The 12,784-nt window shown below is 64.6% G+C and carries 9 protein-coding genes and 1 pseudogene; 4 read left to right on the forward strand and 6 right to left on the reverse strand.

What is annotated here, in order from left to right; all coding sequences use genetic code 11:
- Nucleotides 1-19: 19 nt before the first annotated feature.
- The 6 genes and pseudogenes from AC0L30_RS08985 to hpaR all read right to left on the reverse strand — a co-directional run bounded on the left by AC0L30_RS08985 (nucleotide 20) and on the right by hpaR (nucleotide 8,795).
- Entirely contained in the window at nucleotides 20-3,289 is a 3,270-nt protein-coding gene (locus AC0L30_RS08985) for a transglutaminase family protein (protein ID WP_007593652.1), read from the reverse strand.
- 287 nt (nucleotides 3,290-3,576) lie between these two features.
- The gene (locus AC0L30_RS08990) at nucleotides 3,577-4,881 is read right to left on the reverse strand and encodes a methyl-accepting chemotaxis protein (protein WP_007593653.1); all 1,305 of its coding nucleotides are present in this window, start codon (nucleotides 4,879-4,881) and stop codon (nucleotides 3,577-3,579) included.
- Nucleotides 4,859-5,379 (reverse strand): annotated as a pseudogene (locus AC0L30_RS08995) (PAS domain-containing protein). Before AC0L30_RS08995 ends, AC0L30_RS08990 begins: the two are co-directional and overlap by 23 nt.
- 186 nt (nucleotides 5,380-5,565) lie before the next feature.
- Nucleotides 5,566-7,089: a UxaA family hydrolase gene (locus AC0L30_RS09000; RefSeq protein WP_007593654.1), complete on the reverse strand. Its 1,524-nt coding sequence runs from the start codon at nucleotides 7,087-7,089 to the stop codon at nucleotides 5,566-5,568.
- 170 nt (nucleotides 7,090-7,259) lie between these two features.
- On the reverse strand, nucleotides 7,260-8,036 hold the full coding sequence (locus AC0L30_RS09005; protein WP_007593655.1) for an HpcH/HpaI aldolase family protein: 777 nt from the start codon (nucleotides 8,034-8,036) through the stop codon (nucleotides 7,260-7,262).
- A 240-nt stretch (nucleotides 8,037-8,276) separates the two neighbouring features.
- Nucleotides 8,277-8,795 (reverse strand): homoprotocatechuate degradation operon regulator HpaR, encoded by a 519-nt coding sequence (hpaR, locus tag AC0L30_RS09010; RefSeq protein WP_007593660.1) that lies wholly within the window; start codon nucleotides 8,793-8,795, stop codon nucleotides 8,277-8,279.
- A 110-nt stretch (nucleotides 8,796-8,905) separates the two neighbouring features.
- Between hpaR and hpaH the strand changes: the two genes are divergently transcribed.
- The 4 genes from hpaH to hpaD all read left to right on the forward strand — a co-directional run bounded on the left by hpaH (nucleotide 8,906) and on the right by hpaD (nucleotide 12,782).
- Nucleotides 8,906-9,712 carry a 2-oxo-hept-4-ene-1,7-dioate hydratase gene (gene hpaH / locus AC0L30_RS09015; protein WP_219684788.1) on the forward strand — a complete coding sequence of 269 codons (807 nt, stop codon included), beginning with the start codon at nucleotides 8,906-8,908 and terminating at the stop codon, nucleotides 9,710-9,712.
- 31 nt (nucleotides 9,713-9,743) lie between these two features.
- A complete protein-coding gene (locus AC0L30_RS09020; RefSeq protein WP_007593662.1) occupies nucleotides 9,744-10,142 on the forward strand; it encodes a 5-carboxymethyl-2-hydroxymuconate Delta-isomerase in 399 nt (132 codons plus the stop codon).
- Nucleotides 10,135-11,673, forward strand: coding sequence for a 5-carboxymethyl-2-hydroxymuconate semialdehyde dehydrogenase (gene hpaE, locus AC0L30_RS09025; protein WP_007593663.1), 1,539 nt, complete (start codon nucleotides 10,135-10,137; stop codon nucleotides 11,671-11,673). The genes AC0L30_RS09020 and hpaE overlap by 8 nt, the downstream gene beginning before the upstream one ends.
- A 125-nt stretch (nucleotides 11,674-11,798) precedes the next feature.
- Complete coding sequence (gene hpaD / locus AC0L30_RS09030; protein ID WP_007593664.1) at nucleotides 11,799-12,782, forward strand: 3,4-dihydroxyphenylacetate 2,3-dioxygenase; 984 nt, start codon at nucleotides 11,799-11,801, stop codon at nucleotides 12,780-12,782.
- Nucleotides 12,783-12,784: the final 2 nt, after the last annotated feature.

Consider the following 12,784-nt stretch of genomic DNA (forward strand, 5'->3'; position numbering starts at 1 on the left):
CCCTGCCCCCGCATCATACTCATTGCAGGAGCGGGGACCGCAAGTCGAGGGTCAGCGGAAACTCATTTGTGCGTTCCTCGGGCGGCGGCTGCATCGGGCCCGGCGTATGGCCGTGGTCCTGGAAGCGCGCCAGCCGCCGCGCCTCGGCCTCGTAGGTGTTGACCGGCTTGGTGTCGTAGCTGCGGCCGCCGGGATGGGCGACGTGATAGACGCAGCCGCCGAGCGAGCGGCCGTTCCAGGTGTCAATGAGGTCGAACGTCAGTGGCGCGTGAACGGGAATGGTGGGGTGCAGGCCGGAGGCCGGCTGCCAGGCCTTGAAGCGGACGCCGGCCACGGCTTCGCCGGAGCGGCCGGTGGCGGTCATCGGCAGGCGACGGCCGTTGCAGGTGACGATATGGCGGCCCTCGACGAAGCCTTCCGCCTTGACCTGAAGCCGCTCGACCGATGAGTCGACATAGCGCACGGTGCCGCCGGCCGAGCCCTCCTCGCCGAGCACGTGCCAGGGCTCCAGCGCCTGCCGCAGCTCCAGCGTCACGCCGCCATGATGGATGCGGCCGAAGGCGGGGAAGCGGAATTCGAGCTGGGCCAGATACCATTCGGGCTCGAACGGATAGCCGGACTGCTTCAACTCGGTCAGCACTTCGAGGAAATCTTCCCAGATGAAGTGCGGCAGCATGAAGCGGTCGTGCAGCGCGGTGCCCCAGCGCACGAACTTGCCTTGTTGCGGCTCGCGCCAGAATTTTGCGATCAGCGCGCGGATCAGCAGCTGCTGCGCCAGCGACATGCGCGGATCCGGCGGCATTTCGAGCGCGCGGAATTCGACCAGGCCGAGGCGGCCGGTCGTGCCGTCCGGTGAATAGAGCTTGTCGATGCAGATCTCGGCGCGATGGGTGTTGCCGGTGATGTCGACAAGGAGATGCCGGAACAAGCGATCCACCAGCCACAGCGGCGCCTGAGTGCCCGGCGGCGGCACGTGCGTGAGCGCCACCTCGAGCTCGTAAATGCTGTCGTGGCGGGCTTCGTCGATGCGCGGTGCCTGGCTGGTCGGGCCGATGAACAGGCCGGAGAAGAAATAGGACAGCGACGGATGACGCTGCCAGTGCAGCACCAGGCTCTTCAACAGATCAGGCCGGCGCAGGAACGGCGAGTCCTGCGGGCTCGAGCCGCCGACCACGACGTGATTGCCGCCGCCGGTGCCGGTGTGGCGGCCGTCGACCAGGAAGCGATTGGCGCCGAGGCGCGTCTTGCCGGCATCTTCATAGAGCCCGGCGGTGATGTCGACCGCCTCGCGCCAGTTTTTTGCCGGCTGGACGTTGACCTCGATCACGCCGGGATCGGGCGTCACCTTGATGACGTCGACGCGCGGATCGAATGGCGGCGGATAACCCTCGACGTGGACCTGGAGCTGCATCTCCTCGGCCGTGGCTTCGAGCGCCGCGATCATCTCGAGATAATCCTCGATCTGCTCGACCGGCGGCATGAAGGCACAGAGCACGCCATCGCGAACCTCGACCGACATCGCGGTGCGGACCGGGACGGAGGTGTTGAGCTCTTCCGGCTCAAGCCGCTCCGGCGAGTCGGGACGCGCCGGAAGGCTGAACACCGGCAGCTTGCCGCGGGCCTCCATCGGGTCCCGCTCGACGATGTAGGGATATTGATCGGGCGGGACATAGCCGAGCGAGTCCAGCGGCAGGCGCAGGCCGAGCGGCGAATCGCCCGGCATCAGGAACAGATGACTGCGCCGGAGCTGCCAGCGCTCGCTGCGCCAGCGTGGTGCCGCGTTCCAGCGCTGCACCGGCAGCACGAAGCCGCGAGGATTGTTGAGCCCCTGCTCGAACACCCGCGCCATCCGCGCGCGGGCCTCCGGATCGGACAATTTGGAATCGGAGGGATCGACGTTGACGGGAAGCTCGGATTCCTTCTGCAGCCAGTACGCGGTGTCCTCATAGGCCGGCATGATGTAACCGGGATCGAGGCCAAGCCGTAACGCCGCGCCTTCCACGAACGCCTGGACGTCCTTGGCCTGTGCCGGCCGCGGATTTTCAATGCTGGCAATGAGGTCGGCATTCTTCCAGATCGGCACGCCGTCCTTGCGCCAGTACAGACCGAACGCCCAACGCGGCAGGCTTTCGCCGGGATACCATTTGCCCTGCCCGAAGTGCAGCAGGCCCCCGGGTCCGAAACGCGCGCGCAGGCGGCGGATCAGATCGTCGGCGAGCCCGCGCTTGGTCGGACCGACGGCATCCGTGTTCCACTCGGCGCCTTCGAGATCATCGACGGAGACGAAGGTCGGCTCGCCGCCCATGGTCAGACGCACGTCCTGCGCCGCAAGATCGCCGTCGACCTGCTCGCCGAGATCGTTGAGCCGTATCCAGGATTCGTCCGAGAACGGTTTTGTGATGCGCGGCGCCTCGCGAATGCGCTTGACGCTCATGTCGAAGGCGAATTCGACCTCGGCAAAGCCGGCCCCGCCGGAGATCGGCGCGGCCGAGCGGTAGTGCGGCGTCGCCGCGACCGGGATGTGGCCCTCGCCCGCGAGCATGCCCGAGGTCGCGTCGAAGCCGATCCAGCCGGCGCCCGGCAGGTAGACCTCGGCCCAGGCGTGGAGATCGGTGAAATCGTTCTCGACCTCCGGCGGCCCCTCGATCGGATCGATGTCGGGACGGACCTGGATCAGATAGCCGGAGACGAAACGGGCGGCGAGACCGAGATGACGGAAGGTCTGGATCAGAAGCCAGGCGGAGTCACGGCATGAGCCGGCCGCGGAGGAGAGCGTCTCCTCCGGCGTCTGCACGCCCGCCTCCATGCGGATGACGTAGCCGATCTTTTTCTGCAGCTCCCTGTTCAGGTCGACCAGGAAGTTGACGGTGTTCGGGGCTTCGGGCGGGATCGTGTCGAGATATTTCGCGAACAGCCGATCGGGCTTGACGGTCTCGAGATAAGGCGCGAGTTCGGTCTTGAGATCTTGCGTATATTCGAACGGAAAGCTGTCGGCATAGGGCTCGACGAAGAAGTCGAACGGATTGACCGTGGTCATCTGCGCCGTGAAATCGACCTCGATCTTGAGCTCGGTCGTCTTCTCCGGGAAGACATAACGCGCGATCCAATTGCCCAGCGGATCCTGCTGCCAGTTCACGAAATGATTGGCCGGCGTGACCTTGAGCGAATAACTCAGGATCGGCGTGCGCGTATGCGGCGCCGGCCGCAGACGGATGGTCTGCGGGCCGAGATCGATCGGGCGGTCGTATTTGTAGTGCGTGACGTGGTGTAATGCGACGTAGATCGACACGGGGTGCGGTACTCCAGCAGCTTTTTTGAGCAGAACACCGCTGGTGACCTCGATCAAGCACTAACAACGGGCAAAGGGTGCCTACGCAAGGTGCGGGCGGTCGCTTTCTTCCTTCTCCCCTTGTGGGAGAAGGTGGCGCGAAGCGCCGGATGAGGGGTACGTCTCCGCGAATTCCGGCGTGAGAGGTGCGCGCGGAGAGAGACCCCTCGCCCGTCTCGCTGCTGAGCGGCGAGCCACCCTCTCCCACAAGGGGAGAGGGTTAGCAGAGTGCATCTGCATCGAAGGCCCTACGCCGCTGACGTCAGCCGTTGCAGGAATTGCGTCACCTCGCGCCGGAGCGTCTCGACCTCGCCATGGACGCGTTCGGAGGCGCTGTTGACGCGGCTCGCCACACGGCCCGTGTCGGCGGCGGCTTCGCTGATGCCGGTGACGTTGGAGGACATTTGCGAGGTACCGGCCGAGGCTTCCTGGACGTTGCGGGCGATCTCACGGGTGGCGAGACCCTGCTGCTCGATCGAGGTCGCGATCGAGGCGGTGATGCCGTTGATCTCGGTGATGGTCTGCGCGATCGCCTCGACGGCGGCGACCGAATTGGTGGTCGATTGCTGCATCTCGCCGACCTTGGCGCTGATCTCCTCGGTCGCCTTCGCGGTCTGGTTGGCGAGGCTCTTGACCTCGGATGCGACCACGGCGAAGCCGCGGCCGGCCTCGCCTGCCCGCGCGGCCTCGATGGTGGCGTTGAGCGCCAAGAGATTGGTCTGCTCGGCGATCTCGCTGATCAGCTTGACCACGTCGCCAATCCGCATCGCTGCATCCGCAAGCATGCGAATCTCGCTGCCGGCACGATTGGCTTCGTTCACCGCCCGCCCCGTGCTCGTGGTCGAACCGGCCACCTGCCGGCTGATCTCGGCGATCGATGATGCGAGCTGCTCTGCGGCGCTGGCGACGGTGGCGACGTTGCGCGAGGCCTGGTCGGACGCACTGAGCACGCCGGACGTCTGTCGGCTGGTCTTCTCGGCCGCCGCCGCCATCTGGCCGGCGTCGGATTCGAGATCGGTTGCCGCGCCCATCAGAGTGCCGGCGACCTGGTCGAGATGGGTGCCGAACTGCTTTGCGAGGTCCGCGATCTCGACCACGCGACGGCCGAGGCTGTCGGTGCCGGAATTGATGACGGTGGCTGAACGGCGGAACGAGCCGGGTAATCCGTGCGCGAGGATCTTGCGGAAATATTTACCGCGGCTTGCATAGTCCATCGACGCAGAAGCTTCCCGCAAATAGGCATCGGTGATGTCGAGCATGTCGTTGACCGACTTCTGAATGGCGCCGATCCGTCCGGCCTGGCGGATGCTGAGGATGCGCGCCTCGAGGTCGCCACCTGCGGCCTTGCGGCACACGCCTGCCACCTCGTCGACGGCCACCGCCGTGCGGTGCTGGCACCAGACGGCATAGACGAGCAGCACGACCGTGACGCCAAGCAACGCCGCGCCGGAAACTCCGGTCGTACCGGCGAGCGAGAGCACGAACGCGACGACGGCAAGAACGGATGCGAGCGCGGTCGCTCCCTGCGCCTTAGAGAGAGAGCACAAATTCATCGTAACCGACACCCTGTTGCTTGAGCAGCCCGACCATCGCCTCGAAGCTCGCATGCATGCCGTCCTTGGCATTGGCATGCCGCGCCTCTTCCGCGCACAGCGCCTTGTAGATCGGCTTGATACGCTCGATCTGCGCGGGATCGGGTCTGCGACGGTTGGAGTGATAGCCGACGATATCGCCACGCTCATCGAATGTCGGCGTGACGTGGGCGAACACCCAGTAATGGCTGCCGTCCTTCGCGAGGTTGACGACGTAGGCGAAGATCTCCTGCCTGGACTGGAGCGTGTCCCACAGCAGCTTGAAGACGGAGCGTGGCATCTCGGGGTGGCGGATCAGGCTGTGGGGGGCGCCCATCAGCTCCTTCCAGGAGTACTGCGCCATACGGATGAAGACATCGTTGGCGTAGGTGATGCGGCCTTGAGGTCGGTCTTCGACACGATCAGCTCCTCCTCTCCGAGGAGATTTTCCACGCCGGTCGGCCGTATCGCACGCGTCATCGTTGACGAATCCTCACGAAGGGCGAACGCTCCAAATGAGTGGAGCTCGCATCCTCCCAGGGATTACGGCAGAAGATGTTAATCAGGTGTGACCGCGGGAACCCCCGTGATCACTTGACGGCTCCGTATCATTACTTAGGAGCATCGCTTGTAGTGTCGGGCTACCGCCGGCGCGCAACAACGAGGTTACATCGTCGCGCCCAGCACCCATGGCGCGAACTCGGCGCCGCCGAAATCAAAACTCTCGCTCTTGGTCGGCTGTCCGGACGCGGTCTTGAGGATGAGATCGAAAATGCGCTGGCCGCACTGCTGGACGCTCTCCTCGCCTTCGAGGATGGTGCCGCAATTGACGTCCATGTCCTCTTCCATGCGCTTATACATGGGCGTGTTGGTGGCGAGCTTGATCGAGGGCGCCGGCTTGCAGCCGAACACGCTGCCGCGGCCCGTGGTGAAGCAGACGAGGTTGGCGCCGCCGGCGACCTGTCCGGTCGCGGCAACGGGATCGTAGCCGGGCGTGTCCATGAACACGAAACCCTTCTTGGTGATGGGTTCGGCGTAGCGCAGCACTTCGACGAGATTGGTGGTGCCGGCCTTCGCCATCGCGCCGAGCGACTTCTCCAAAATGGTGGTGAGACCGCCGGCCTTGTTGCCCGGGCTTGGATTGGCGTTCATCTCGGCGCCTTCGCGCGTCGTGTATTCGTCCCACCAGCGCATGAGATCGACCAGCTTCTCGCCGACCTCGCGGCTGACGGCGCGGCGCGTCAGCAGATGCTCGGCACCATAGGTCTCCGGCGTCTCCGACAGGATCACGGTGCCGCCGTGACGCACGATGAGATCGCTGGCCGCGCCCAGCGCCGGATTGGCGGAGACACCGGAATAGCCATCCGATCCGCCGCATTGCAGCGCCACGGTCAATTCGCGCACCGGTACGGATTCGCGCTTGACCTTGTTGGACTCCGCGAGCGCCTCGCGCACGAACGCGATGCCCGCCTCCACCGTCTTGCGGGTGCCGCCGACCTCCTGGATGTCCATCGCGCGCAGACGGCCGGCGAGCTTCTGCTCTTCCATCAGGCCGCCGATCTGGTTCACCTCGCAGCCGAGGCCGAGCACGATGACGTGGGAGAAGTTCACGTGCCGCGCATAGCCGCCGAGCGTACGGCGGAGCAGCGCTAGCGGCTCGTTCTGCGTCATGCCGCAGCCGGTCTTGTGGGTCAGCGCGACCACGCCGTCGACATTCGGGAAGTCGGCCAGCGGATTGTCGCCGGTGAACGGATTTTTCTTGAACACGTCGGCGACGAGGCTTGCGACATGCGCGCTGCAATTCACCGATGTGAGGATGCCGATATAGTTGCGCGTGGCGACGCGGCCGTCCGGACGGCGGATGCCTTCGAAGCTCGCCGGCAGATCGAAATTCGGCGTCGGCTTGACGTCGGCGCAATAGGCATAGTCCTTGGCAAAATCGCCCATGCCGCAATTCTGCACGTGCACGTGCTGGCCCGGCGCGATCGGCACCGTCGCAAACCCGATGATCTGGCCATACCGTATCACCGGCTCGCCGACTGCGATCGGCTTGATCGCGACCTTGTGGCCGGAAGGAATGCGCTCGACCGTGGTCACGCCGTCGGCCACCGATGTTCCCGGCGGCAGGCTTGCGCGCGCGATCAGCACGCCATCATCGGGATGCAGGCGAATGACGGGGCTGATGGTCATGGGATGTCTCCTGTATCGAAACTATCATGCCCCGGACGCAGCGCAGCCTGAAACGGTGCGCTGCTGAGCCGGGGCCCCAGTTGTTTACGTAATGTGCTTCACTGGCTTCTGGGTCCCGGCTCTGCGGAGCGGCGCTACGCGCCGCACCGCGTCCGGGACACAGAGAGAGATCAGGCCTTGCCGCCGGAATCCTTCCGGGTGGCGTTGACCTGCATCTTGGCGTAGGTCGTCATCAGACCGACCTCGTTCGACAGCGTCACCAGCTTGAAGCCCATGTTGATGGCGCGCGCGGCACCTTCGGCGCCGCTGCAATGGATGCCGGGGTTGAGGCCGCGCTTGCCGCACTCCTTGACGATCTTCTCGTAGATCGCGAGGATTTCGGGCTCGGTGCGATCGAGTTTCGGCTCGAGGCCGTAGGAGAAGCCGAGGTCGGACGGGCCGATATAGACGCCGTCGATGCCTTCGACGTCGAAGATCGCTTCCATGTTCTCGACCGCGGTCCTGGTCTCCATCATCGGCAGCAGCACGATGTCGTCGTTGGCCGTCTTCTGGTAGGAGCCCGCGGTGCCGTACATGCCGGCGCGAATCGGTCCGTTGGAGCGCACGCCCTTCGGCGGGTACTTGGAATAGGACACGAGGTTCCTGGCTTCCTGCGGCGTGTTGACCATCGGGCAGATCACGCCATAGGCGCCGCCATCGAGCACCTTGCCGATGATGCCGGGCTCGTTCCAGGGCACGCGGACCATCGGCGTGATCGGGTGCTTGTCCATCGCCTGGAAGCACTGCACCATCGACAGATAATCCTGCACGCCGTGCTGCATGTCGACGGTGACGCTGTCGAAGCCGCATTGCGCGATCATCTCGGCCGAGAAGCCGGAGGGAATCGCGAGCCACGCGTTGACCACGGCCTTGCCCGACTTCCAGATTTCCTTGACCTTGTTCGCCACGTTGCCTTCCTTCTTTGTTTTGGACCTTCGTCACCATGACGAGCGCCGCGACAGCACGATGCCGTTATTAGCGCGATCCCGACCGCCGCGCTACGCTCGCGATGGCGCAAGGTGTCACTGGCAAAGGCGGCGCAATCCGTTCCGGCGCGCCGATTTTGCAGCGATCGGCTTGAGCGGCACTTGAGCGAAAAAATGCGGCGATGTCCATGATTGTTGCCGCGCGCTCGCGCATATCTGCTTTCACTCCTCGGCACTTGCCTCCTCGCTTGCGCCGAGCCCTGCGAGACTCTGTTCGAGTTCGCCGAGCATCTCCTGCAACTCGACGAGCTTGCGTGCGCCGAAGCGTCGCGTGATCTCCGCATAGATCGCTTCGGAGGACGGCGCCACCGAGGCCATCAGCTTCACGCCTTTTTCCGAGATCGAAACCATGCTGCGGCGCTGGTCCGCCTTCGCGGTCTTGCGCTCGATCAGGCTGCGCGCCTCCAGATCGCGCAGGATGCGCGACAGGCTCGGTCCGAGCAGGAACGCCGTGCGCGCGAGTTCCGTGACCTCGACCGTGTCGATTGCCGCGAGCGCGCGCAGAATGCGCCATTGCTGCTCGGTCAGGCCATGCTCACGCAACGAGGGACGGAATTGCCGCATCACCGCTTCGCGTGCCCGCAGCAACGACATCGGCAGCGAGCGCGAGAAGTCGCGCATCGGCACCTGCCGCACGGCGGGCTCGCTTCCGTTCGCGGGATCAGCCGGTCTCTTCGTCATGACGCCCTTTCAAGCCGCGAAACGTTTGCAGTGCAGCAAGCCAAATTGTGTTTGACGCATTCACTTAACATGTTAAGTATCTTCCGGCACCACGATCTGTAAGATTACACATGGCGCTTTCAAACGACGATATCCGAGCTTGCGCGAACCGTCTGCACCAGGCGGAGAAGACCCGTACGCAGATCCGGCAGCTCTCGCAGGACTTCCCCGACATCAGCATCGCTGACGCCTACGCGATTCAGAAGGCTTGGGTCGATATCAAGATCGCCGAGAGGCGCATCGTCAGGGGACACAAGATCGGCCTGACCTCGAAGGCGATGCAGAGCGCGCTTGGGATCAACGAGCCGGATTCCGGCGTGTTGCTCGACGACATGTTCTTTGCCGATGGTGGCCTCGTCCCGACGGAGCGCTTCATCGCGACGCGCGTGGAAGCCGAGCTCGCCTTCGTCATGAGCAAGCGCCTCGCGGGCCCCGACTGCACGCTATTCGACGTGCTCAACGCCACCGACTTCGTGGTGCCGGCGCTGGAGATTCTGGACACGCGGATCGAGCGCGTCGATCCTCAGACCAAGGCGACGCGAAAGATCTTCGACACCATCGCCGACAACGCGGCGAACGCCGGCATCGTGCTCGGCGGACGGCCGATCCGCCCGCTGGATGCTGATCTGCGCTGGATCGGCGCGCTCTGTTTCAAGAATGGTCAGCTCGAAGAGACTGGCCTTGCCGCCGGCGTGCTCAATCATCCCGCAACGGCCGTTGCCTGGCTCGCCAACAAGATCGCACCGCTCGGCCTTGCGCTCGAGCCCGGACAAATCGTGCTCGCGGGCTCCTTCATCCGTCCGATCGAGACCCGCAAGGGCGACACAATTCAGGCCGATTATGGCGCCTACGGCTCGGTGAGCTGCTACTTCGCCTGACGAACAAGTAAAGACAGGGAGTGAAACCGCGATGCCGCATTTCACGATCGAATATTCGGCCAATCTCGACGACCGCCTCGACATCGGCGCGGCGTGCGAGGTGGTGCGCAAGGCGGCGGTCGAGACCGGCATCTTCCCGCTCGGGGGCATCCGCGTCCGCGCCGTCAGATGCGAGCATTATGCGATTGCGGACGCGCGGCAGGACTACGGCTTTCTCGACATGGTGCTGCGCATCGGCGAAGGCCGTGACCTCAAGACCCGCAAGGAGGCCGGCGAACAAATCTTCCAGGCGCTCTCCCGCCATCTCGATTCCGTCTTCGCAAGCTCGAAATTCGCGCTCTCGTTCGACATGCAGATCAACGACAAGGACACGAGCTGGAAGCGCAACAACATCCACGACGCCCTGAAAGCGGAGGCCGCCCATGGATAAGACCACGCCGAAAGCCGATGTATTCCAGGCCAACCGCGACCGGGTCGCGCCGCTGCTGAAGTCTCTGCGTGCCGACGGTATCGGCCACATGATCGACGGCAAGATCGTGCCGTCGATCTCGGGCGAGACCTTCGAGACGAAATCGCCGGTCGACGGCGCCACGCTCGCGAGCGTCGCCCGCGGCAATGCCGAGGACGTCGATCGCGCCGCCACCGCTGCCGCCCTCGCCTTCAAATCCTGGCGCGACATGGGCCCAGCGATGCGGAAGAAGCTGCTGCATCGCGTCGCCGACGCCATCGAGGACAATGCCGAGGACATCGCGGTGCTCGAATGCATCGACACCGGCCAGGCCTATCGCTTCATGGCCAAGGCTGCGATCCGCGCCGCCGAGAACTTCCGCTTCTTTGCCGATCGATGCGGCGAGGCGCGCGACGGCAAGAACACGCCGAGCGACGAGCATTGGAACGTCTCGACCCGCGTGCCGATTGGGCCGGTCGGCGTCATCACGCCGTGGAATACGCCGTTCATGCTCTCGACCTGGAAGATCGCGCCTGCCCTCGCGGCGGGATGCACCGTCGTGCACAAGCCGGCGGAGTGGTCGCCGATCACGGCGGCTATTCTCGCGAAGCTCGTCAAGGAAGCCGGCGTGCCCGACGGCGTGCTCAACACCGTCCACGGTTTTGGCGAAGAGGCCGGCAAGGCGCTGACCGAGCATCCTGCCATCAAGGCGATCGGCTTCGTCGGCGAAAGCTCGACGGGATCCGCGATCATGATTCAGGGCGCGCCGACCTTGAAGCGCGTGCATTTCGAGCTCGGCGGCAAGAACCCCGTGATCGTGTTCGACGACGCCGACCTCGACCGCGCGCTCGATGCCGTCGTGTTCATGATCTACTCGCTCAACGGCGAGCGCTGCACGTCGTCGAGCCGCCTGCTGATCCAGGCCGGCATCGCCGAAAAGTTCATCGAGAAGCTGACCGCGCGGGTAAGAGCCCTGAAGGTCGGCCATCCCCTCGATCCCGCCACCGAGATCGGCCCGCTGATTCATGAGCGGCATCTGGCGAAGGTCTGCTCCTATTTCGACGTCGCACGCCAGGACGGCGCGACGATTGCCGTGGGCGGCAAGGCCTATGACGGCCCGGGCGGCGGACATTATGTCGAGCCGACTTTGGTGACCGGCGCACACGGCAAGATGCGCGTGGCGCAGGAAGAGGTGTTCGGCCCCTTCCTCACCGTGCTGCCCTTCAAGGACGAAGCAGACGCGATCGAGATCGCCAACGACATTCGCTACGGCCTGACCGGCTATGTCTGGACCAACGATGTCGGCCGCGCGTTGCGTGTCGCGGATGCGCTGGAGGCCGGCATGATCTGGCTGAACTCGGAAAACGTCCGCCATTTGCCGACGCCGTTCGGCGGCATGAAGGCTTCAGGCATCGGCCGCGACGGCGGCGACTATTCGTTCGACTTCTACATGGAAACCAAGCACGTCTCGCTGGCGCGGGGCACGCACAAGATTCAGAAGCTGGGAATTTAACTGCCATTCCGGGGCGGCTCGAAGAGCCGAACCCGGAATCCATCGCGCAGCAGAGTTAGTGGAAGAATGGATTCCGGGCTCGCGCTCCGCGCCCCGGAATGACAAGGGCCGAGAGGGGAAACGCAATGCCCGTACCGCAACATATCTTCGAGCCGCCGTTCAACATCATCCGCTCCAGCCACGCCGTGCTGGACGTGACCGATCTGAAGCTCAGCCGCGAGTTCTATGAAAGCGTTGTCGGCCTGCATGTCGAGGACGCCGACGACAAGGTCGTCTATTTGCGCGCCGCTGAGGAACATCAGCATCACTCACTGGTGTTGCGCAAGGCGGCGGCGCCTGCCTGCAACCGGCTCGGTTTCAAGGTCGGCAATGACGGGGATCTGGACAAGGCCGCAAAGTTCCTGTCCGAGAACGGCCTGGGCTACGCCTTCGCCGATCAGCCCTTCCAGGGCCGGACGCTGCAGTTCACCGATCCCTTCGGCTTCCAGATCGAGCTGTATGCATCGATGGAGCGGCGGCCGCATCTGCTGCGCCGCTACGACCTCTACAGGGGCTGCCATCCGCAGCGGCTCGACCATTTCAACGTTTTCGCCGCCGAAGTGCAGGACACCGTTGAATTCTATGCCCGGCTCGGCTTTCGCCTCACCGAATACGCCGAGGAGGACGGACCGAACGGGCGCATCGCCGCGGCCTGGATGCATCGCAAGGGCAATGTCCACGATTTTGCGATCACCAACGGCAAGGGCCCGCGGCTGCACCACTTCGCGTACTGGACGCCGACGGCGATGAACATCATCCATCTCTGCGACGTCATGGCCTCGCAGGGCTTCGTGAAGAACATCGAGCGTGGTCCCGGCCGCCATGGCATCTCGAATGCGTTCTTCCTCTACGTCCGTGATCCCGATGGGCACCGTCTGGAGCTCTACACCAGCGATTACTTCACCGGCGATCACGACCACGAGCCGCTGCGCTGGTCGCTGCGCGATCCGCGCCGCCAGACATTGTGGGGCGCGCCCGCCCCGCGCTCCTGGTTCGAGCAGGGCTCGCCGTTCTCCGGGCAAGCCGTGCGTGAGCCGAAGTTCGTGGCCGACGTGCTGGTGGCGGATTAAGC

The organism is Bradyrhizobium sp. MI1.11 (assembly GCF_055811255.1).